Annotated in this window: 20 protein-coding genes; 13 read left to right on the forward strand and 7 right to left on the reverse strand. The window is 73.4% G+C overall.

Features of this window, described 5'->3' with window-relative positions:
* Nucleotides 1-45: 45 nt before the first annotated feature.
* The 4 genes from ACIPXC_RS29600 to ACIPXC_RS29615 all read left to right on the forward strand — a co-directional run bounded on the left by ACIPXC_RS29600 (nt 46) and on the right by ACIPXC_RS29615 (nt 2,462).
* Nucleotides 46-444: a hypothetical protein gene (locus ACIPXC_RS29600; RefSeq protein ID WP_401624200.1), complete on the forward strand. Its 399-nt coding sequence runs from the start codon at nt 46-48 to the stop codon at nt 442-444.
* Between the two features lie 57 nt (nt 445-501).
* The gene (locus tag ACIPXC_RS29605) at nt 502-1,203 is read left to right on the forward strand and encodes a DUF3105 domain-containing protein (RefSeq protein WP_401624202.1); all 702 of its coding nucleotides are present in this window, start codon (nt 502-504) and stop codon (nt 1,201-1,203) included.
* A complete protein-coding gene (locus ACIPXC_RS29610) occupies nt 1,200-1,877 on the forward strand; it encodes a DUF305 domain-containing protein (protein ID WP_401624204.1) in 678 nt (225 codons plus the stop codon). Before ACIPXC_RS29605 ends, ACIPXC_RS29610 begins: the two co-directional genes overlap by 4 nt.
* Nucleotides 1,878-2,042: 165 nt before the next feature.
* Nucleotides 2,043-2,462 (forward strand): CBS domain-containing protein, encoded by a 420-nt coding sequence (locus tag ACIPXC_RS29615; protein WP_401624206.1) that lies wholly within the window; start codon nt 2,043-2,045, stop codon nt 2,460-2,462.
* A 16-nt stretch (nt 2,463-2,478) separates the two neighbouring features.
* On the opposite strand, the gene ACIPXC_RS29620 is transcribed toward ACIPXC_RS29615, so the two are convergent.
* Nucleotides 2,479-3,486 carry an alpha/beta fold hydrolase gene (locus ACIPXC_RS29620; RefSeq protein WP_401624208.1) on the reverse strand — a complete coding sequence of 336 codons (1,008 nt, stop codon included), beginning with the start codon at nt 3,484-3,486 and terminating at the stop codon, nt 2,479-2,481.
* Nucleotides 3,483-4,184 carry a DUF998 domain-containing protein gene (locus ACIPXC_RS29625; RefSeq protein WP_401624210.1) on the reverse strand — a complete coding sequence of 234 codons (702 nt, stop codon included), beginning with the start codon at nt 4,182-4,184 and terminating at the stop codon, nt 3,483-3,485. Before ACIPXC_RS29625 ends, ACIPXC_RS29620 begins: the two co-directional genes overlap by 4 nt.
* Before the next feature lie 478 nt (nt 4,185-4,662).
* Here ACIPXC_RS29625 and ACIPXC_RS29630 point away from each other — a divergent pair, with 478 nt between their 5' ends.
* Entirely contained in the window at nt 4,663-6,240 is a 1,578-nt protein-coding gene (locus tag ACIPXC_RS29630) for a multicopper oxidase domain-containing protein (RefSeq protein WP_401624212.1), read from the forward strand.
* Nucleotides 6,241-6,448: 208 nt separating this feature from the next.
* Nucleotides 6,449-8,203, forward strand: a complete 1,755-nt coding sequence (locus tag ACIPXC_RS29635) for an NAD+ synthase (protein ID WP_401624214.1) — start codon at nt 6,449-6,451, stop codon at nt 8,201-8,203.
* Between the two features lie 136 nt (nt 8,204-8,339).
* Here the strand turns inward: ACIPXC_RS29635 and ACIPXC_RS29640 are convergent, their stop codons facing one another.
* The gene (locus ACIPXC_RS29640; RefSeq protein WP_401624216.1) at nt 8,340-9,368 is read right to left on the reverse strand and encodes an endonuclease/exonuclease/phosphatase family protein; all 1,029 of its coding nucleotides are present in this window, start codon (nt 9,366-9,368) and stop codon (nt 8,340-8,342) included.
* Nucleotides 9,369-9,655: 287 nt separating this feature from the next.
* On the opposite strand from ACIPXC_RS29640, the gene panB reads away from it, so the two are divergent.
* From panB to ACIPXC_RS29655, 3 genes are all read left to right on the forward strand, one after another.
* On the forward strand, nt 9,656-10,525 hold the full coding sequence (gene panB, locus ACIPXC_RS29645; protein ID WP_392577465.1) for a 3-methyl-2-oxobutanoate hydroxymethyltransferase: 870 nt from the start codon (nt 9,656-9,658) through the stop codon (nt 10,523-10,525).
* A gap of 160 nt (nt 10,526-10,685) precedes the next feature.
* Nucleotides 10,686-11,708 carry an ATP-binding cassette domain-containing protein gene (locus tag ACIPXC_RS29650; RefSeq protein ID WP_401624219.1) on the forward strand — a complete coding sequence of 341 codons (1,023 nt, stop codon included), beginning with the start codon at nt 10,686-10,688 and terminating at the stop codon, nt 11,706-11,708.
* Nucleotides 11,705-12,556, forward strand: coding sequence for an ABC transporter permease (locus tag ACIPXC_RS29655; protein WP_401624221.1), 852 nt, complete (start codon nt 11,705-11,707; stop codon nt 12,554-12,556). The genes ACIPXC_RS29650 and ACIPXC_RS29655 overlap by 4 nt, the downstream gene beginning before the upstream one ends.
* Nucleotides 12,557-12,613: 57 nt before the next feature.
* On the opposite strand, the gene ACIPXC_RS29660 is transcribed toward ACIPXC_RS29655, so the two are convergent.
* Nucleotides 12,614-16,498 carry an AfsR/SARP family transcriptional regulator gene (locus ACIPXC_RS29660; protein WP_401624223.1) on the reverse strand — a complete coding sequence of 1,295 codons (3,885 nt, stop codon included), beginning with the start codon at nt 16,496-16,498 and terminating at the stop codon, nt 12,614-12,616.
* 73 nt (nt 16,499-16,571) lie between these two features.
* Here ACIPXC_RS29660 and ACIPXC_RS29665 point away from each other — a divergent pair, with 73 nt between their 5' ends.
* Nucleotides 16,572-17,372 (forward strand): site-2 protease family protein, encoded by an 801-nt coding sequence (locus tag ACIPXC_RS29665; RefSeq protein ID WP_401624225.1) that lies wholly within the window; start codon nt 16,572-16,574, stop codon nt 17,370-17,372.
* 98 nt (nt 17,373-17,470) lie between these two features.
* Complete coding sequence (locus ACIPXC_RS29670) at nt 17,471-18,364, forward strand: S41 family peptidase (protein ID WP_401624227.1); 894 nt, start codon at nt 17,471-17,473, stop codon at nt 18,362-18,364.
* 13 nt (nt 18,365-18,377) lie between these two features.
* Here ACIPXC_RS29670 and ACIPXC_RS29675 read toward each other — a convergent pair whose 3' ends face one another.
* Together ACIPXC_RS29675 and npdG are read right to left on the reverse strand one after the other, a co-directional pair.
* A complete protein-coding gene (locus ACIPXC_RS29675; RefSeq protein WP_401624229.1) occupies nt 18,378-18,566 on the reverse strand; it encodes a hypothetical protein in 189 nt (62 codons plus the stop codon).
* A 99-nt stretch (nt 18,567-18,665) separates the two neighbouring features.
* On the reverse strand, nt 18,666-19,370 hold the full coding sequence (gene npdG / locus ACIPXC_RS29680) for an NADPH-dependent F420 reductase (RefSeq protein ID WP_401624231.1): 705 nt from the start codon (nt 19,368-19,370) through the stop codon (nt 18,666-18,668).
* An 84-nt stretch (nt 19,371-19,454) separates the two neighbouring features.
* Between npdG and ACIPXC_RS29685 the strand changes: the two genes are divergently transcribed.
* Nucleotides 19,455-20,060 (forward strand): hypothetical protein, encoded by a 606-nt coding sequence (locus ACIPXC_RS29685; protein ID WP_401624233.1) that lies wholly within the window; start codon nt 19,455-19,457, stop codon nt 20,058-20,060.
* A gap of 14 nt (nt 20,061-20,074) precedes the next feature.
* Here ACIPXC_RS29685 and ACIPXC_RS29690 read toward each other — a convergent pair whose 3' ends face one another.
* Entirely contained in the window at nt 20,075-20,311 is a 237-nt protein-coding gene (locus tag ACIPXC_RS29690) for a hypothetical protein (protein WP_401624235.1), read from the reverse strand.
* 93 nt (nt 20,312-20,404) lie between these two features.
* On the opposite strand from ACIPXC_RS29690, the gene map reads away from it, so the two are divergent.
* A complete protein-coding gene (map, locus tag ACIPXC_RS29695; protein WP_401624237.1) occupies nt 20,405-21,262 on the forward strand; it encodes a type I methionyl aminopeptidase in 858 nt (285 codons plus the stop codon).
* Nucleotides 21,263-21,478: the final 216 nt, after the last annotated feature.

The following is a 21,478-nucleotide window of genomic DNA, read 5'->3' on the forward strand; positions in this document are numbered from 1 at the left end:
CCCGCACTGACCTCGGCCCGGTCATGAGCATTACCATCTGCGCCCATGGGGGGCCGGCAGCACACGCAGCGGGGGCGTCACGGACGTTCCGCGCTTCGGCGTGCCGTGCTGCTGACGGTCCTCGGGATGCTGGTCGGCGCACTGTTCCTGTGCGCACGATCCGGTGAGCCGTACGCCTCCTCCGAGGTCCGGGCACACGGCACGGCACACGCCACGGCACACGGCACGGCGCACGCCGTCTGCGTGTCCCCGTACGAGGCGCCCGGCTGCTCTCCCCTGGCGCACGTGCCCCCGGCCGTACTGCCCGTGCCGCCGCCCGCCGTGGCCGTGACCGGCGGCGGGCCGCTGCCGTCCGCGCACGCGACGGCGGCGGGACGGGTCCGGCCGCCCGAGGCCCTGGCGCGCGCCCCCGACCTGCATGTTCTCCAGGTGCTGCGGACCTGACGGGTCCGGTTTCGCGTTCCATTCCACCCCCCTCATCAGCAGAAGGAACCAGGGCACATGGCCAGCACGTCCGGCAGGACCCCCCAGCACACCGACCCGAACTCCCGTCAGGCGCGCATAGCCGAGATGCGCCGCGTCGAGAAGGCCCGGGAGCGGCGCAACAAGGCGATCGCGATCACCGTCTCGTCGGCCGTCGTCGTCGGTCTCGTCGGTTTCGGCGCATGGGTGCTGATCGACCAGAAGCAGGCCGAGCAGCGCAAGCAGGAGGCCGCGGAGCAGCTCCGCAAGGAGGCGGAGGAGATCCGCAAGAAGCCCGTCGAGGGCGAGAAGCTCTGGGAGGCGAAGACCCTCGGCCGCAACCACGTCGAGACGCCGGTGAAGTACGAGATGAACCCCCCGGTGGGCGGTGACCACCACCCCCGCTGGATGAACTGCAACGGCGACGTCTACAAGAGCCCGGTGCCCGAGGTGAACGCCGTCCACTCCCTCGAACACGGCGCCGTCTGGGTGACCTACAACGAGAAGGCCGCCCCGGCCGACGTGGACAAGCTCGCCGAGACCGTCGGAAAGACCCCGTACACGCTGATGAGCCCGGTCAAGGAGCAGGCCGGCTCGATCATGCTCAGTGCGTGGGGCAAGCAGCTCACGGTGGACAGCGCGGACGACCCCCGGGTCAAGCAGTTCTTCACCAAGTACGTGCAGGGCGAGCAGACGCCGGAGCCGGGCGCGGCCTGCACGAACGGGCTGGCCGGCAAGTGAGCCGCGCGATCCCCCGTACGTACTGGGTCGCGGGTACGGCCATCCTGCTGGCGCTGCTGTTCGCGGCGGCGGCCACGGTCGCCGCCGCGAACGGATCCGGCTCGCCGGCCCCTCGTACGGAGCCCCGTACGCCGGGGCTGCACTCCCCCGACGCCGGATTCGCCCGGGACATGGCGGTCCATCACCAGCAGGCGGTGGAGATGTCGTTCATCGTGCGGGACCGTACCCAGGATGAGGCGGTGCGCACGCTCGCCTACGACATCGCCAACACCCAGGCCAACCAGCGGGGCATGATGCTCGGTTGGCTGGACCTGTGGGGTCTGCCGAAGGTGGTGGCCGGCGAGCCGCCGATGTCGTGGATGGGGACCTCCGGCGGGCACGGCGGCCATGCCGGGCACGGCCCCGCCAAGCCCGGTGCGCTGATGCCGGGCATGGCCACCAAGGAGGAGCTGGAGCAGCTCGGCGCCGCTTCGGGGCGGGACGCGGAGGTGCTCTTCCTCCAGCTGATGACCGACCACCACAAGGGCGGCGTGACGATGGCCGAGGGGTGCGCGCAGCAGTGCACGACCCCCGTGGAGCGGGATCTGGCGCAGGGCATGGTCGACGCGCAGCGCTCGGAGCTCACCCTGATGGCGGACATGCTCAAGCAGCGCGGAGCCACGCCGCGCGGGTGACGGAGCACGCCCGTACGGTGGGAGGAGGCGCCCTCTCACCCGTACGGGCGTGTGCTCCGCCGTTCGGGGGTCGTCGGGTGGGCCGGTCCGGCCGCATCCCGGCGGGGACGCCGGGCCGGGCGCGCCCGCACCCGGCTGTGACCGGCGTGCTCAGGAGGTTCAGTCATGACCACCGCCGCAGACATCATGCACCCCGGGGCCCAGTGGATCCCGGCGCACGAGACCCTTGACCGGGCCGCCGAGCTGATGGCCCGGCTCCATGTGGGTGCGCTGCCCATCAGCGACAGCGACGAGCGGTTGTGCGGGATCATCACCGACCGCGACATCGTCGTGAACTGCGTGGCCAAGGGCCTGGACCCGGCGAAGACGACGTGCGGGGACATGGCCAGGGGCACCCCGCGCTGGATCGACGCCGGCGCGGACGTGTCCGCCGTGCTGGACGAGATGGAGAGCCACCAGATCAAGCGGCTTCCCGTGATCAGGGACAAGAAGCTGGTCGGCATGATCAGTGAGGCGGACCTGGCCCAGCACCTGTCCGAGGACCAGCTGGCGGGCTTCGTCGAGAAGGTCTACGCCAGGCGCTGACGGGGCACGCAGCCCGTCAGAACACGTCCTCCCGCTCCCGCTCACCCGTCTCCACGACCGCCCGGGCCACCTGGTCCGGGCGGTCGAGCATGACCAGGTGGCCGGCGGGTTCGGCGACCTCGAAGCGGGCGCCGAGCAGGTCGGCGAGGTCCGCCTGGCGGCCCAGCCAGCGCAGCGCGCCCCGGCCGGACGATCCGTCGTGTCCGGCGAGGACGGTGGCGGGGGCGGTCAGCGGGCGGGTCCGGCGCAGGGAGGCCAGTTCGGCGGCCATGTCCAGATAGCGGGAGTTCTCCAGCAGGGCTCCGCGCCACACGCGGCCGGTGCGGTAGCAGCGGCGTACGAGGTCCGCCGGGGCCGGGTCCGGGCCGCCGGTGCGGGAGGCCCGTACGGTGGCGCGCCGGGCTGCCGGGCCGAGCGCGGCGGGCAGCCCGGCGGCGGTGGCGGCCCGGCCGAGGGCTCGGGCGGTGCCGGTGCGCAGCGCGGCGGGCAGCAGCGTACGGGGGTCCTCCTCGACGCTGCCGTCGAGGAGGACCAGGGCGGCGGTGCGCTGGGGGTAGAGGCGGGCGAAGCCCTCGGCGTGGAAGGCGGCGATCGAGTGCCCGACGACGGTGACGGGGGCGGCGGCGGGCCCGCCGTACCCCAGTGCGTCGAGCAGTCCGGCGATCCGGTGGGCCTCCCCCGCGGTGGTGGGCGGCGCGGTGGCGGGGCCGCTGAGGCCGTGGCCGGGGCGGTCGAAGCGGACGACGGTGCGGCCCCGGGCGGCGAGGAGGGCGGCGACCGCGTCCCAGTCGAACCAGGCCATGGCGAGTCCGGCACTGAGCACGCACACGGGGCCCCGGCCCTCGACGACGACGTGCAGCACGCTCCCGTCGACACGCAGGAACGCGCCCGGGCCCGGGCCCGCGCCCTGGCCCCGGCCCCGGCCCTTCCCCCTGGTGTACGACGACCCGTGCGGCCCGTGCGACCCGTGCGACCCGTGCGACCTGTGCGGCCCGTGCGACCCGTGCGGCCCGTGCGCGGTCATGTGCGGCGTTCCTTGTGGACGGAGTAGGCGAGCAGGCCCAGCCAGATCGCCACCAGCAGGACCTGGAGCCGCTGTCCGGCGCCGAGCGCCCACGTGCCGCGTCCGGCGGTGAACATCGCGATGGCGGACAGGGTCCAGGTGGTGGCGAGCAGTTCCAGGACGACCAGCGCGGGACCGTAGCGGGCGAGCGGGGCGAACCAGCCGTAGCGGCGGGCGGCGACGGTCAGGGCCACCAGGCCCACGAGGGCCCCGGTCATGGCGAGGGTGCTGCTGACGGCATGGGCCTGGTGGGTGGCGGGGACGAGCCCGGCGGTCTCCCGGGCGGCGCATTCGGGGTCCGCGGTGGGCGTGCAGCTCAGCGGGAGCCAGGCGTCGGCGGCGGTGGCCGCGCCGAAGAGGGTGACCCCGGCCCAGCCGACGACCGCCCACAGGCGGCGGGACTCCGCGAACTTCAGCAGCCGTAGCAGGGCCAGCAGGCCGCCGGCGAAGGCGAGCGTTCCGGCGGTGAAGTCGGTGGCACGGAAGAGGCCGCCGAGCGGCTGGTCCTGGGCGGCGAGTTCGCTGACGTACGTCTCGATGGGGTTGAGGCCCGTGGAGACGACGACTTCGAGCACCCACGCGGTGTAGGCGGCGCCGGCGAGGCCGATCAGGAGGGCGACCGGCCAGGCGGTGCGCGGAGAGAGCCCATGTGTGGACATAGTGTGACTAATCCTAATCAAGCTCCGGGGTCGGTCCTCCGATCGGATACCCACCCCGGGTAAGGTTCCGGCCGTGACGCGGGGTGCTCGGCGAGCCGCCCCGGGGCCCCGGATCCCGCTGCTCGCCGCGCTGCCGCCCGGTGCCGTCACCATGCTGTCCCCGGGCCGTCCTGCCGAGCCCCACGCCATGGAGGACGTGTCCCCGGGCCGGTGCGTTGCCTCGGCCCGGGCTCCCGGTGCGGCCGCGCGTGGTGGCGCTCACCACACTCCTGCCGCCCCGCCGCAGCTACGGGGGCCGGTCCGGGAAACGGCTCCGGAGTCGGCGCACACCGCCCCGGCGACGTCGTCCGGGGCCGGAACGGACCGTCCCGCGTCCGGCTGCCGCACCGCCGTGCCGGCGGGAACCGCCCTCGACCTCGCGCCGCGGCCGGCGGTCCTGAGTCCCGCAACTCGACCCCGGTGCGGCATCCGGTGCACCTTGTACGGGCACAGCTTCGCGCTCGGCGAGAAGCCCGGCGGGGCGCGCAAGGACACCTCGATCGTCCTGCCCGGCGGGCGGCTGACGGCCGACTTCGACGCCGACAACCCGGGGTTGCGGATGACGCACTGCCACAACGTCCACCACTCGGGGTCCGGGATGAGGACGGTGACCGGCTACCGGCTCCAGCGGCGGCGGGCGGGAATTCGGAAGGACGTTCGCCACCGGCATGGCACCCTTGCTGTGATCACGACAGCCGCGACAAAGGACGCTTCCGCCGGTATGACCACCCCGCAGAACCCGCCCAGCACCCCCTCCGGCCCGCCGACGGAACCGGCGGGCACGCCCGCTCCCGAGACGGCCCCGATACCGGCGCCCGCACAGCCGCTCTCGCTCGAGAAGCCCCCCGTCGCACCCGCCGCAGCCGCCGCACCCGCCGCCGAGTCGGTATCCGAACGGACCCCCGACGCGGCCCCGGGTCCTGCCGCGGAGCCCGCCCCGGAGCCCGCCGTGGAACCGGCGCAGGCCGACGAGGTCCTGGCAGCCGCTCCCGCGGCGGCCGACGCCTCCACCCCCGCCCCCGGGCCCTCCGCCGCCGAACCGGCCGCGGCTCAAGCGGCGTTCGCCTCGCCGGCCCCGGCCCCCAGCGGCCCGGGCGCGCCCTTCGGCGCACCCGAGGCCCTCGGCGCGCCCACCGCTCCCTTCGGCGCTCCCGGCGCCCCCGGCGACCAGTGGCCCGCACCCGGCTACGGCCACGGCTACGGCTATGGCTCCGCCCCGTACGGCGGCTACGCGCAGACCGCCCCGGCCACCAACGGCCTGGCCGTCGCCGCTCTGATCGTCGGCGGCTTCGGCATCATGCTGGGCCTCGTCCCGCTCCTCTTCTGGCTCGGCGGCATCCTCGCCCTGACCGGCCTGGGCCTGGGCATCGGCGCCCTCGTGCGCGCCAACAAGGGCGCCCCGAACCGGTCGATGGCCATCCTCGGCACCGTTCTCGGCGGGGTGGGCATGCTCGCCTCCGTCGGCGGCTTCTTCCTGACCGTCGCCGTGTTCGACCGGGGCCCCGACCGCATCGAGGCGAGCATCGACGAGGACGATCTGGACCTGGACGGCACGTACCCCAGCAGCGAGCCGTGGCCGTCCAAGTCCCCCTCGCCCTCCCAGGTCCCGGGACTGACCAGCGCGCTCCCGTTCGGCGAGACCTTCACCTACCCGGGCGGCGTCAAGGTGAGCCTCTCGAAGCCGACGAAGTACGAGCCGAAGGGCATCATCGCCCGCGAGCAGGTCAAGAACGCGGTCCAGATCACGGTCACCATCACCAACGGCTCGACCGCACCGCACGAGGTGATCTACGCGGTGCCCAACGTCCGTGACGACAAGGGCATGACCGCCGAGATGGTCTTCGACAGCGGCGGCGGCAGCAGCGTCCCCAAGATGGTGCAGGGGTCGATCCTGCCGGGCGAATCCGCCAGCGGCGTCGTGGCGTTCGAGATCCCCGAGGGCACCGCGAGCATCACCGCGGACATCTCCGCCGGCACCCTGCTCGACGACGTGAAGTACGCCGGGCCCATCGGCTGACACGGCCGTCCGGCGGGCCCGCGTACGGCCGCAACGAGTCGTGCGCAGGGGCCCGCGTACGGCCGCAACGGGCCGTGCGCAGGGCTCCGCGTACGGCCCGCGGCAGGCCTCGCCGTACGGCCCGCGGGAGCCCCCCGGCACACCGTGGATCCCGGGAAACAGGCGGGACCCAGGACATCGCGTCAGAAAGACGATTAGACTGGGCCGCGTGCCTCAACTACGCCTCGCTCTGAATCAGATCGACTCGCACGTCGGCGACATCGCCGCGAACGCCGACTCGGTCGTCCACTGGACCCGGCACTCCGCCGAGCAGGGCGCCCACCTGGTGGCGTTCCCGGAGATGGTGCTGACCGGGTACCCCGTCGAGGACCTGGCCCTGCGCGGTTCCTTCGTCGAGGCCTCCCGCAGCGCCCTGCGCGCACTCGCGGAGCGGCTGGCCGCCGAGGGGCTCGGCGAGCTGCCGGTCGTCGTCGGCTACCTCGACCGGACGGAGCAGGCGGCGCCCCGCCTCGGCCGCCCGGCCGGTTCCCCGGAGAACGCGGCGGCCGTCCTGCACCGCGGCCGGGTGGTGCTGCGCTTCGCCAAGCACCACCTGCCCAACTACGGCGTGTTCGACGAGTTCCGGTACTTCGTGCCCGGCGACACGCAGCCTGTGATCCGGGTGCACGGCGTCGACGTGGCCCTGGCCATCTGCGAGGACCTCTGGCAGGAGGGCGGCCGGGTCCCGGCCACCCGTTCCGCCGGAGCCGGGCTGCTGGTCTCGATCAACGCCTCCCCGTACGAGCGCAACAAGGACGACGTACGCCTCGAACTGGTGCAGAAGCGCGCCCAGGAGGCGGGCTGCACCCTCGCCTACCTGGCGATGATCGGCGGACAGGACGAGCTGGTCTTCGACGGCGACTCGATCGTCGTCGGCGCCGACGGCGAGGTCGTCGCCCGCGCCCCGCAGTTCTCCGAGGGCTGCGTCCTGATCGACCTCGACCTGCCGGCCGCACGCGCCGACGCCCCCGAGGGCGTGGTCGACGACGGGCTGCGTATCGACCGCGTCGTCCTGTCCGAGGAGCCGGTGGAGCCGTACGAGCCGGTCGTGACCGGCGGCTACGCCGACCGGCTCGACGACGACGAGGAGGTCTACGACGCGCTGGTCGTGGGTCTGCGCGCGTACGTGAAGAAGAACGGATTCCGGTCCGTCCTGATCGGCCTCTCCGGAGGCATCGACTCCGCGCTCGTCGCCGCCATCGCCTGCGACGCGATCGGCGCGCAGAACGTGTACGGCGTCTCGATGCCCTCGAAGTACTCCTCGGACCATTCCAGGGGCGACGCGGCCGACCTGGCCGAGCGCGCCGGCCTGAACTTCCGGACCGTGTCGATCGAGCCGATGTTCGACGCCTTCATGGGTTCGCTGGGCCTCACCGGCCTCGCCGAGGAGAACCTCCAGTCCCGGCTGCGCGGCACCCTGCTGATGGCCCTCTCCAACCAGGAGGGCCACATCGTGCTGGCCCCCGGCAACAAGTCGGAGCTGGCCGTCGGCTACTCCACCCTGTACGGCGACTCCGTGGGCGCGTACGGGCCGATCAAGGACGTCTACAAGAGCGATGTCTTCCGCCTGGCCCGGTACCGCAACCGGGCAGCGGCCGAGCGCGGGGAGACCCCGCCGATCCCGGAGAACTCGATCGTGAAGCCGCCGAGCGCCGAGCTGCGCCCGGGGCAGGTGGACACCGACTCGCTGCCGGACTACCCGGTCCTCGACGCGATCCTCGCCCTGTACGTGGACCGGGACCAGGGGCTGGACGAGATCGTGGCCGCCGGCTTCGACGCCGAGCTGGTCGCGAAGACCCTGCGGATGGTCGACACGGCCGAGTACAAGCGCCGCCAGTACCCGCCGGGCACGAAGATCTCCGCGAAGGGCTTCGGCAAGGACCGCCGACTGCCGATCACGAACGGCTGGCGCGAGCGGGCCTGAGCGCCACGCACCGGGCTTGAGCGCCCACCCGCGCCGGGCCTGAGCACCACCCCCGCGGGGCCCGAGCGGCACGCGGGGGCCCCGCCGCCGAAGCGGTGGGGCCCCCGCGTGCCGCTCCGGGCCGCCGCGCGTCGTCCTACTTGTTCACGGTCAGCCGCGCGGCGACCGGCAGGTGGTCGCTGCCCGTGCGGGGCAGGGTCCAGGATGCCTCGGGCCGGATCCCGCGGACCATGATCTGGTCGATGCGGGCCATCGGGAACTGGGCCGGCCAGCTGAAGCCGAAGCCGTCGCCCGCCGCGCCCTGCGTGGAGCGCATCTGCGAGGTGACCTCGGAGAGGGCGCGGTCGTTCATGGTGCCGTTCAGGTCGCCGAGGAGGACGACCTTCTTCAGGGGTTCGGCGGCGAGCGCGGCACCCAGGGCGTCGGCACTGTCGTCGCGCTGGTTGGCGGTGAAGCCCGCGTTCAGCTTCACGCGGACCGAGGGCAGGTGCGCGACGAAGGCCGCGACGTCGCCCTGCGGCGTGGCGACGGTGGCGCGCATGGCCCGGGTCCAGCCCATCCGGATGTCCACGGGCGCGCTGCCGCTCAGCGGGTACTTGCTCCACAGGCCTACGGTGCCCTCGACCGAGTGGTACTTGTAGGTGCCCGCCAGGGCCTTCTCGTAGACGGGGACGACGCTGCCCTTGAGCTCGGTGAGGGCCAGGACGTCGGCGCCGGAGCGGGCGACCGACGCGGCGGTGCCGCGCGGGTCGGGGTTGTCGGCGTCGACGTTGTGGGTGGCGACGACCAGGTCGCCGCCGGTGCCGGACTTGTCGAAGACCAGGCCGCCGAAGAGGTTCAGCCAGACCACCGCGGGCAGCAGGACCGCGATCAGCGCGGTCGCGGACCGCCGGAAGAGGGCGCCCGCCACCAGAAGCGGAACGGCCAGGCCGAGCCAGGGAAGGAAGGTCTCGGTGAGGCTGCCGAGGTTGCCCACGTCGTTGGGCAGCTCCGCGTGGAAGATCATCACCAGCGCCAGCAGGACGGCGATCGCCGCCAGGACCACCCCCCGCCGCCAGATCCCGGGGTCTCTGCGCAGTTCGGCCAGCCGGCGCCGGACGCGGGACCCGGAGGGCTCGGGCTCCGAGCCGCCGTTCCCCGGTTCCGTCCTGTACGCCTGTGCCATGCCGCTGCCCTCACTGCCGTGCTCGCGCTCCGTCCCCGCCCCTTGACCCTAGGCGATGAAGCGGAGCCTTCCGTGCTGTACGTCACGACCATCCGTCACGGTCGTACGTCCGGGAGGACGAACGGCCGTACGCAGGGGGTTCCGCTTGTCACGAAACGCGCACATTGGCGTACCCGGCCGGCGGACGCCGCGCACCACTTCCGCCCACGCCCCCGGGGATGCCACCATGGTGGGTGAGTCCGGGGACACCGTGAGGGTGCCTCGAGATGACACAAGGAGCAGTTGCAATGACGCACGCCGTTTCGCCTGCCCGCGAACCCGCAGCCGCGGCCTCCCCCACCCTGTACGGAGGCACGGGCACCCGGCGCATCACCGTCCGCGACCTGACCCTCGCCAAGGAACGCGGCGAGAAGTGGCCCATGCTCACCGCCTACGACGCGATGACCGCGTCCGTCTTCGACGAGTCCGGCATCCCGGTCATCCTCGTCGGCGACTCGATGGGCAATTGCCACCTCGGTTTCGACTCCACCGTCCCGGTGACGATGGACCACATGACCATGCTCTCGGCGGCCGTCGTACGCGGCACCAGCCGTGCGCTGGTCATCGGCGACATGCCGTTCGGCTCGTACCAGGAAGGCCCCGTGCAGGCGCTGCGCAGCGCGACCCGCCTGGTCAAGGAGGCCGGGGTGGGCGCCGTGAAGCTGGAGGGCGGCGAGCGTTCGCTGGCCCAGACCGAGCTGATCGTGCAGGCGGGCATCCCCGTCATGTCCCACCTGGGTCTGACTCCGCAGTCGGTCAACGCGATGGGCTACCGGGTGCAGGGCCGCGGCGACGAGGCCGCGCACCGGCTGCTGCGCGACGCGAAGGCCGCGCAGGACGCGGGCGCGTTCGCGGTCGTGCTGGAGCTCGTCCCGGCCGAGCTGGCCGCCGAGGTCACCCGCTCCCTGCACATCCCGACGGTCGGCATCGGCGCGGGCGCGGACTGCGACGCGCAGGTCCTGGTGTGGACCGACATGATGGGCCTGACCGGCGGGAAGATGCCGAAGTTCGTCAAGCAGTACGCGAAGCTCCGCGAGACCATGACGGACGCGGCGAAGGCCTTCGCCGAGGACGTCGTCGGCGGCACCTTCCCGCAGGAGCAGCACGCCTTCCACTGAGACCGCTCCGCGGACGCACTCCGCTGATGTGAGGTGAACCGCTCCGACGGCCCGCCGACCGAGCGTCGGCGGGCCGTCGTCTGTCTGTCGTCGCTCTGTCGTACGTCTGTCGTACGTTTGTCGGTCGCCTGTCGGAGCTTTGTCAGTGGCGCCTGGTCCCATGGTGGACATGACGCGAAACGACAAGAACCCCAACGCCGTGGAGGTGCGGGGGCTGGTCAAGCACTACGGCGAGACCAAGGCCCTCGACGGTGTCGACCTGGAGGTCCGGGAGGGCACGGTCCTCGGGGTCCTCGGGCCCAACGGCGCCGGCAAGACCACGCTGGTGCGCTGCCTCTCCACCCTGATCACCCCGGACGCGGGCACGGCCACCGTCGCCGGCTTCGACGTGGTCCGCCAGCCGCGGCAGCTGCGCCGCACCATCGGCCTGACCGGCCAGTACGCCTCGGTCGACGAGAAGCTCTCCGGCTGGGAGAACCTCTACATGATCGGGCGGCTGCTCGACCTCTCCCGCAAGGACGCCCGCAGCCGGGCGGACGAGATGCTGGAGCGCTTCTCCCTGACCGAGGCGGCGAAGAAGGCCGCCATGCACTACTCCGGCGGTATGCGGCGCCGGCTGGACCTCGCCGCCTCACTGATCGGCCGGCCGGCCGTGATCTACCTGGACGAGCCGACCACCGGTCTCGACCCCCGCACCCGCAACGAGGTGTGGGACGAGGTCCAGCGCCTGGTCGCGGAGGGCGCCACCGTGCTGCTGACCACGCAGTACATGGAGGAGGCCGAGCAGCTGGCGAGCGAGCTGACGGTCATCGACCGCGGCAGGGTCATAGCCAAGGGCAAGGTCGACGAGCTGAAGGCCCGCGTCGGCGGCCGCACCCTGAGGATCCGGCCCGTGTCCGCCGCGGACCTGCCGGGCATGGCCCGCTCGCTGGCCGAGGCCGGACTGGACGGCGTGGCCGGCTCCCAGGCCGTGCCGGACGAGGGCGTGCTCCTCGTACCGATCCTGAGCGACGAGCAGCTGACCGCCGTGGTCGGCCTGCTGGCCGCCCGCGGGTACGCGATCGCCGACCTCGGCACCTACCTGCCCAGCCTCGACGAGGTGTTCCTGGCCATCACCGGCCAGAGGCCCACGCTCGTCGGGGACTCCGTTCCCACCGGGAAGACCGAGGAGGTCGCGGCATGAGCACCGTAACCACGACGAAGCCCGCTCCCCCCGCGCCCGGCCCGACCCCGGCGGCCGCCGGGCACGGTGAGGGACGGATCGGCCTGCGGGCCAACCTGCGGCACATCGGCGCCCTGGTGCGCCGCAACGCCCTGCAGATCAAGCAGGACCCGGAGTCGATGTTCGACGTCCTGTTCATGCCGATCATCTTCACGCTGCTGTTCGTGTTCGTCTTCGGCGGTGCGATCTCCGGCAAGGGCAACCAGGCGGACTACGTGAACTACGTGGTGCCGGGCCTCATGGCCATGATGGGCATGAACATCGCGATGGCGGTGGGCACCGGGGTCAACGACGACTTCAAGAAGGGCGTGATGGACCGGTTCCGGTCCATGCCGATCGCCCGGTCGTCCGTGCTCCTCGCCAAGATCGTCGTCGAGCTCGGCCGGATGATGGTGGCCATCGCGATCCTGCTGGGCGTGGGTTTCCTGCTCGGCCTGTCGATCAAGTCCTCGGTGCTGGACCTGTTCCTCGCCGTCGGACTGTCGGCCGTCTTCGGCAGCGCGCTGATGTGGATCTTCATCCTGCTCGGTCTCACCATGAAGACCGCCCAGGCCGTCCAGGGCATGGCGATGCTGGTCCTGATGCCGCTGCAGTTCGGCAGCTCGATCTTCGCCCCGCCGTCGACGATGCCGGGCTGGCTCCAGTCCTTCACGGACTACAACCCGCTGTCGAACCTGGCGGACGCCGCCCGCGCCCTGATCAACGGCACCCCCGTCGGCGACTCGGTGTGGATGACGCTGCTCTGGTCGCTGGCCATCACCGCGGTCACCATGCCGCTCGCGGTCCGCAAGTTCCGCCAGAAGACCTGACCCGCGGACCGGTCCACTCCGGATCGCGTCCCGGACGGGCACCGGCCGGGGGCCGGGTCAGACGAGGGCGGTGGCCTCCTCCAGGGTGAGGCCGCCGCCTTCGGCGTACGCCGCCTCGTAGGCGGTGTCGCCGAGCGCCGAGCGCGCCTGCTGCTCGGCGAAGGCGAAGTCCTCGCGTTCCGTCGTCACGGGGACGTGGCCGGGCGGCACCAGCGCGCGGTAGGCACCGAGCAGCCGGGCGCCGTCGTACTCCCGCTGCGGGCCGCCGGGCGACACCAGGGAGACGGCTGCCGTCAGCAGGAAGGTCGCGGGCAGGTGCGGGGCGACCATCAGCGCCAGCGGGTGCCGGTAGGCGGCCGTGGCCTCGCGGATCCGCTGCAGCGCGTCCTCGTAGCGGCCGTCCTGGTTGTCCAGCCAGGCCGTCGTGGCGAGCAGGAACACGTCGAAGATCGCGTACGCGCCGAAGGCGAACTCCTCGCGCAGCACCCGGATCTGGACGCGGGCCTCGTCGATGCGCCCGGTACGGCCGAGGATGCCGGCGAGGAACATCCGCGCGGCGGGCATCGCCTCGTTGCCGAACCGCTGCACCGTGGCGGTGATCTCGGTGAGGATCCGCTCGGCCTCCGCGATCTCGCCGTTCTCGGTGAGCGTGCCGGCCATCCGGACGCGCAACACCGTCACCTGCGCCTTCGCGCCGAGGCGTTCGGCGTACGTGATCGCCTCGCGGTAGTCGCGGGCGGCCAGGGCGTGCTCGCCGCGCCGCTCCCGGGACTCCGCGCGGGCGGAGAGCGCCTCCGCGCAGCCCCAGTCGTCGCCGAGTTCCCGGAAGAGCTCCAGGCTCTCGTCGGCGTCGCGGGAGGCGTCCCCGGCCCAGTCGGCACGGTTGGCGAGGATGTTGGCGCGCAGCTGGAGGGCGGAGGCGAGCTCCCAGCGGTAGCCGAGCGTGCGGGCGGTGGCGACGGTCGCGTCGACGACGCGCTTCAGCAGCCCGGCATCGCCCGCGATCACGACGGCGTAGATCCACAGGGAGGCCGGGGTGCGGCAGGTCTGCGGGAGCCCTGGCCGGTAGGTGGCGATCACCCCGTCGACCAGGGCCCGGACCTCGGGGTCGTCCCAGTCCTTGTTGCTCTGGTCCCGGGACGCCAGCCGGAACAGGTGCAGGGCGCGCCATGCCTCGTCGAGCACCTCGCCGTGGTAGGGCGGCGGCGAGTCCACGAGCTGCCCGTACACCGGCTCGGCGGGGACGACGGGTACGGCCGCGAAGGGATTGGGGCCGAGGGCCGCGACCGCTTCCGCCCAGTGCCGGGACTCGGTCTGCTGGTCGTGCAGGTGCCAGTACCAGCCCAGGGCGTGGACGAGGCAGAGGGCCTCGTCCGCGTCGCGGGTGGTGACGGCCCGGCGCAGGGCCGTACGGAGGTTCTCGTACTCGGTGGCCAGCCGCTCAGCCGCCTCCCGCTGGCGGTGGCCGCGCAGCAGGGGGTCGCTGGTCCGGGCGAGTTCGCGGTAGTGGACGAGGTGGCGGCGGGCGGTGTCGTCGCGGTCCCCGCCGGCTTCGGTGAGGCGCTCGGCGGCGTACTCGGCGACCGTCTCCAGGAGGCGGTAGCGCATGCCGGAGCCGCCGGGGCCGGGGGTGGCGACGACGAGGGACTTGTCGACGAGGGAGCCGAGGGTGTCGGCGACGTCGGGGCCGGTGCCGGTGCCGTCGCTGCAGACGGCTTCGGCGGCGGCGAGGTCGCAGCCGCCCGCGAAGACGGACAGGCGGCGCAGGACGGCCCGCTCGGCCTCGTCGAGGAGGTCCCAGGACCAGTCCACGACGGCCCGCAGGGTCTGCTGGCGCGGCAGCACGGTACGGGCGCCGCTGGTCAGCAGCCGGAACCGGTCGTCGAGCCGGTCCGCGATCTGCCGCGGGGTCAGCAGCCGCAGCCGCGCCGAGGCCAGCTCGATCGCGAGCGGCAGCCCGTCGAGGCGGCGGCAGATCTCGGCCGCGGCGGCCGGGTCCTCGTCCACGGTGAACCCGGCACGAGCCGCCGCCCCCCGGTCGGCGAGCAACCGCAGCGCGATGGGGGCGGGCAGCGGTTCGACGGGACGGACGGTCTCTCCCGGGATGCCGAGGGGCTCCCGGCTGGTGGCGAGGATCCGGACGCCGGGGCAGTGGGTGAGGAGGCGCTCGGCGAGCTCGGCGGCGGCCCCCACGACATGCTCGCAGTTGTCGAGCACGAGCAGCAGGGAGCGGTGCGCGCAGTGCTCGACGAGCCGGTCGAGGGGGTCGTCGCCCCGTTCGGTCAGCGCCCGCAGCTCCTCGGCGGCGGCGCCGCGCAGTTTGGCCTCCCGTGCCCCGACGGCGGCGAGGGTGGCCTCGGGCACGTCCTCGGGGTCGTCGACGGGGGCCAGTTCGACGAGCCACACGCCGTCGGGCCAGCGGCCGTGCGGCTCGTGCGCCTCGGCGGCCTCCTGGGAGAGGCGGGTCTTGCCGGCGCCGCCGGGCCCGAGGAGCGTGACGAGGCGTGCCCGCGCGAGGTCGTCGCCGATGACGCGGATGTCGTCCTCACGGCCGACGAAGGTGGTCAGCCGGGCCCGCAGATTGCCGCTGCCCCGCCCGGTCCCGCCGGCCGCACCGGTCCCGGCCCCCGAACCGGGGGCCCGGAAGTCGGGACCACTGCCGCCGACCGGAGCATGCCCCGAAGCCGGAGGGTGACCTGCGGCCGGACCGTGGCCCGGAGCCGGAGCGTGGGCCGTGGCGTGGGCCGGGGCCGGAGCGTGGGCCGGAGCCGGAGCGTGGGCCGGAGCCGGAGCGTGGCCCGGAGCCGGAGCGTGGCCCGGAGCCGGAGCGTGGGCCGGGGACGTGGGCTGACCCGGGGCCGGAGCCGGAGCCGGGGCGTGGCCAGGGGCCGGAGCCTGGCCCGGAGCCGGAGCCTGGCCCGGAGCCGGGCCTGCGGCCGGAGCGTGGGCCGCATCGTGGGCCGGAGCCGGAGGGTGACCTGCGGCCGGAGCGTGGGCCGGGGACGTGGGCTGACCCGAGGCCGGAGCCGGAGCCGGGGCGTGGCCAGGGGCCGGACCGTGGCCGGGGAGCAGGGCGTGGCCCGGGGCCGGACCGTGGCCGGGGAGCAGGGCGTGGCCCGGGGCCGGGGCGTGGCCGGGGAGCAGGGCCACGGACGGCTGTTCCGGGCCGCCGGGGGGCGCTGACCTCGGCCCCGCGGCCGCAGGCCAGGTCACCTGGACCGGGGCGGAGTCCGCCGGGGCCAGAAGGTCGGCGTGCAGGGCGCGCAGGACCGGTCCGGGGTCCGTGCCGAGCCGGTCGGCCAGGTCCCGGCGTACGTCGTCGTAGGCGGACAGCGCCTCCGCGGCGCGGCCCGCGGCGCGCAGGGCCCGGATCCGCAGCGCCTGGAGCGGCTCGTCCAGCGGCTGCCGCGCGCACAGCGCGGTCAGCTCCGGCAGCGCGTGCTCGGCCCGGCCCAGGGCCAGGTCCGCGGTGAGCCGGCCCCGGCGCGCCTCCATCCGTACGGCTTCCCAGCGCGCGGCCTCGGCGGCCGGGTCGGGCAGGTCCACGAGGGCGGGTCCGCGCCACAGGGCGAGGGCCTCCTCGTACCGGGCGGCGGCCTCGGCCGGATCCCGCGCCTCGGTGCCGGCCCGGGCCAGCGCTTCGAAGCGGTACAGGTCGACGTCCTCGCGTTCGGCGTCCAGCCGGTAGCCGCCGTCGGCGGACAGCACGGCCGTATGCCCCAGCGCCCGGCGCAGCCGGGCCACCAGCGCCTGCAGGGCGGCCACCGCGTCGGCCGGCGGGTCGTCGTTCCACACCTCGTCGACCAGCAGCCGGGTCGGCACCACCCGTCCCGGGCGCAGCGCCAGGGCGGTCAGGAGCGCACGCAGACGCGCTCCGCCGACGGCCACGGGGGTCCCGTCGTCGCGGAAGACCTGGGCGGAGCCGAGAATCGCGTAACGCACCGGCCCATTGTCCCCGGACCCCGGCTCGGCCCCGAACCGTTTTCCGCGCGCGCCCCGGGATAGGTTTCCCCGCATGGTTCATCAGGGCACCCGCCACGAGCGGCGGATCAGTTCGGTATTCCTCGGGATCTTCGCCGTCATGGCCGTCACGGGCTGGGCGGTGTGGACGGGGTACTCGACGAGCGCCGGCCTCGCCGTGTTCCTCTTCGTGACGTCGGCGTGGATCGTCTCCCTCTGCCTGCACGAGTACGCGCACGCCCGTACCGCCCTGCACGGCGGCGACCTCGCGGTCGGCGCCAAGGGCTACCTGACGCTGAACCCGCTGAAGTACACGCACGCGCTGCTCAGCATCGTCCTGCCGGTGCTCTTCGTGGTCCTGGGCGGGATCGGCCTGCCGGGCGGCGCGGTCTTCATCGAGCGCGACCGGATCCGGGGCCGCTGGAAGCACAGCCTGATCTCGGCCGCGGGGCCGCTGACGAACGTGGCCTTCGCGGTCGTCTGCACGGCCCCGTTCTGGCTGGACGCGCTGGACGGCGTGCCGCTCGCCTTCCGCTACGCGCTCGGCTTCCTCGCGATGCTCCAGGTGACGGCGGCGATCCTGAACTTCCTGCCGGTGCCGGGCCTCGACGGGTACGGGGTGATCGAGCCCTGGCTGTCGTACCGGGTACGGCGCGAGATGGAGCCGCTCGCACCGTTCGGGCTGATCGCGGTCTTCGCGCTGCTGTGGATCCCGGCGGTCAACGCCGTCTTCTTCGATGCGGTGGACGGCGTGCTGTCGGCGCTGGGCGTGTCGGAGCTGGAGACGTACTGCGGCCGCGACCTCTACCGCTTCTGGCAGGAGGGCGCGGGCGTCTGCGAGGTCCCGCAGGGCTAGGCCGGGGCAGTACAGCCGGGCCGGGGCCGGGCCGTCTCTTCGGATCCTGCCGGGAAACCCGTCGCCGCAGGCCCGTCCGCCACCTACCATGACCGGCCGTGCCTACACACGAAGAGATCATCGAGCGGGCCCTGGAGCGGATCGGCGCAGGGTACGTCTTCCCCGGGAAGACCGCGGACATCGACGCCGCGGTCCGCGGCCGGCTCGCGGCCGGCGCGTACGACGGCCTGGACGAGCGGACGCTGTGCGAGACGGTCACGGCGCACATGCAGGAGGTGTGCCCGGACAAGCACCTGCGGCTGCTGTGGGTCGAGGAGCCGCAGTCGCTGGAGCCGGAGGGCCAGGACGCCGGAAAGGCCGCGTTCCTGGCGCTGCTGGAGGCCGAGAACCACGGTGTGCGGCGGGTCGAGCGGCTGGACGGCGGCGTCACCCTGGTCGACCTCCGCCTGATAGCGACGGCCGCCGAGGGCGCCGCCGTGATCGGCGCGGCCATGCAGCTGGCCGCCCACGGCTCCGCGCTCGTCCTGGACCTGCGCGCGTGCCGCGGCGGCTCGCCGGAGGGTGCCGCGATGTGGTGCAGCTACTTCTTCCCCGACGACCAGGTGCACCTCAACGACATCTACGAGCGCTCCACCGGGACCACCCGCCAGTACTGGACGCTGGCACACCTGCCCGCGCCCCGCTACCTCGACCGCCCCGTGTACGTGCTCACCAGCGCGCTCACCTTCTCCGGGGGCGAGGACGTCGCCTACACCCTCCAGGCCCACGGCCGTGCCGTCGTCGTCGGCGAGACCACGCGGGGCGGCGCGCACCCCACGGACCGGCACGCGGTGAGCGAGCACGTCCTGGTGGCGGTGCCGACCGCCCGGACGATCAGCACGGTGACGGGCGGCAACTGGGAGGGGGTCGGGGTCGTCCCCGACATCGCGGTGCCGGCCGATCAGGCGCTCGACGCGGCGCTCAAGGCCGCCCGGGCGGCCACCGGGCGCTGATCCCCCGGGTCCCTCAGGCGTTGCGCGCGGCGGCGGCCTTCTCGGCCTTGGCCTTGCGCATGTAGTACCAGGCCATGTTCGACGTGAGGCCCGCGAGCAGCACCCACACGATCCCGAGGAAGCTGCCCTCCACGAAGGCGACGACGGCTGCGGCCACAGCGAGGACGCAGACGACAACGGCGAAGACGGCAAGGCGGGGCATGGAAAGAGCTCCTCGGGGACACGAAAGGGGGTCGAGCCCCTCCAGTGTCCCCCATGCCCCGCAGTGCTGCCGTAAAGGACTCCGGCCGTCGGGCGGTGGTCAGACGTCCGTCGTGCGCAGGCCTGCGTGGGCCTTGTAGCGGCGGTTGGTGGAGATCAGGTTCGCCACGAGGGCCTCGACCTGGTGGGCGTTGCGCAGGCGGCCCGCGAAGATGCCGCGCATGCCGGGGATGCGGGCGGCCAGGGCCTGGACGATGTCGGTGTCGGCGCGGGATTCGCCGAGGACCATGACGTCGGTGTCGATCTCGTCGATCGACTCGTCCTGCAGGAGGACCGCCGAGAGGTGGTGGAAGGCGGCCGTGACGCGGGAGTCCGGGAGGAGGGCCGCGGCCTGCTGGGCGGCGCTGCCCTCTTCGACCCGGAGGGCGTAGGCGCCCTGCTTGTCGAAGCCGAGCGGGTTGACGCAGTCCACCACGAGCTTGCCCGCGAGGTCCTCGCGGAGTGCTTCGAGGGTCTTGGCGTGGCCCTCCCACGGCACCGCGATGATGACGACGTCGCTGCGGCGCGCGCACTCGGCGTTGTCCGCGCCCTCCACGCCGAGCCCCAGTTCGTCGGCGGCGGTGTGCGCGCGGTCGGCGGCACGGGAGCCGATGATCACCTTCTGGCCGGCGCGGGCGAGCCGGTAGGCGAGGCCGCGGCCCTGGTCGCCGGTGCCGCCGAGGACGCCGACGACGAGGCCGGACACGTCGGGCAGGTCCCACGGGTCCTTGGCCGGCGGCTTCTGCGTGCTGTCTGAGGAAGTCATGGGGGCGAGGGTACTGCCGGGTAGCTCACAGTCGAAGAGCCGGGAAGCGCCCCCCGTGTCGGCCCGATGCGGCAGGATGCGGCCATGGATGCCGTCAGGGTCGCCCTGCTGCGCGAAGTGCTCGCCGGTACGCAGTGGCCGGGCGACGCGCGCCGCTTCGCCGGCTCGTTGCGCCGGTCCGTCGTTCCGTCCGGCGGGAAGCTGCTGCTGGTGGGGACCGAGAGCTACGAGCCCTGGCACCTGGCGGCGCACCTCGTCGACGAGGCCGCCTGGTCGGGCCTGCCGGAGCTGGCGCCGACGCTCGTGCGCCACCGGGTGCGGCCCGGGCAGCCGCCGCACCTGTCGGTGGGGCTGGGCCGGCTGGCGGGGGCCGGGCGCGGGCACACCGTACTGGTGGTGGCGCCCCGGGAGCCCGGCGCGGGGCTGCTGGAGCGGGTGCACGACGCCCGTCGCGCGGGGGCGACCGTACTGTCCCTGGACGGCGGGGACCGGGACCTGGGTGTGCTGGCGCACGACGCGCTGTCGGTGCCGGACGGCGGCGCCGAACTGGATCTGGACATGGTGCAGCACCTGGTCAGCGCGGCGGCCGGGGAGAACGGCCCGCCGGTGCAGCGCGGCTCCCGCCGGCTGCGGGACCGGCTGGCGGGGCTGGCCGACCGGCTGACCGCGCCCCCGCCGAGCCGCTGGTAGTCACCGGGGGCGGATCAGGGGGCCGTGCCCTCTTCGTCCTCGCGGGTCCGGTCGTTCCACTTGGGGTCGTTCTGCCATTCGAGGTTGCGCTCCTGCGCCGTCTCCATGGCGTGGGCGGCCTCCTCGGGTGTTGCGTACGGGCCGAACCGGTCCTTGGCCGGGCACTCGGGGCCTTCCTCGACCTTCTGGTGGACCAGGCAGTAGTACCACTCGCCGGCTTTGCCCACCTGGCGCTTCTTGAACAGGGCCATCGTCGTCCAGGCTCCTCTCGATGCCTCCGCAAGCCGCTGTGTGCCGCTCTATCCCGCCATGCTGCCCCATCCCCGCTGGATACACTCGCTTGCATGTCCGGTCAGTCGCTGCTCGTACCAGGCGAGCTCTCTCCCGCCCGTTCCGTTCCCGGAAACATCCGCCGGCCCGAGTACGTGGGCAAGCCCGCGCCCACTCCGTACACCGGACCGGAGGTGCAGACGGCCGAGACCATCGAGGCCATGCGCATCGCCGGCCGGATCGCCGCCCAGGCGATGGAGGAGGCCGCCAAGCTGATCGCGCCGGGGGTGACCACCGACGAGCTCGACAAGGTCGCCCACGAGTACATGTGCGACCACGGCGCCTACCCCTCGACGCTCGGCTACCGCGGCTACCCGAAGTCGCTCTGCTCCTCGGTCAACGAGGTCATCTGCCACGGCATCCCCGATTCCACCGTGCTGCGCGACGGCGACATCGTGAACCTCGACGTGACGGCGTACATCGGCGGGGTGCACGGCGACAACAACGCCACCTACCTGTGCGGCGACGCGGACGAGGAGTCCCGGCTGCTGGTGGAGCGCACCCGTGAGGCGCTGAACCGGGCGATCAAGGCCGTCAAGCCGGGGCGCCAGATCAACGTCATCGGCCGCGTCATCGAGTCGTACGCGAAGCGCTTCGGCTACGGCGTGGTCCGGGACTTCACCGGCCACGGCATCAACTCGTCCTTCCACTCCGGCCTGATCATCCCGCACTACGACAGCCCGCACGCGACCACGGTCATCGAGCCGGGGATGACCTTCACCATCGAGCCGATGCTGACCCTGGGCACCCACGACTACGACATGTGGGACGACGGCTGGACGGTCGTCACCAAGGACCGCAAGCGGACCGCGCAGTTCGAGCACACGCTGGCGGTCACGGACTCCGGGGCGGACATCCTGACCCTTCCCTGACCCTTCCCTGGCCCCTCCCTGACCGGTTTCCGGCCGGAGGGCCTTTTACCGACAAGACGTCGGGATCCCATTGACTTAGGCAAGCCTAAGTAGGAGTATCGGGCGTGGGGGGGGGGGCCCCCCCCCCCCCCCCCCGGTAATTGCGGTGGCCGGTGGCTCCGGCTCACACGCGGTAACACACGACGCGGGCCCGCAACCCCCCCCCGCCGCGCCCGC

Origin of the sequence: Streptomyces sp. NPDC090021, assembly GCF_044748225.1 — a bacterium.
Lineage (GTDB): Bacteria > Actinomycetota > Actinomycetes > Streptomycetales > Streptomycetaceae > Streptomyces.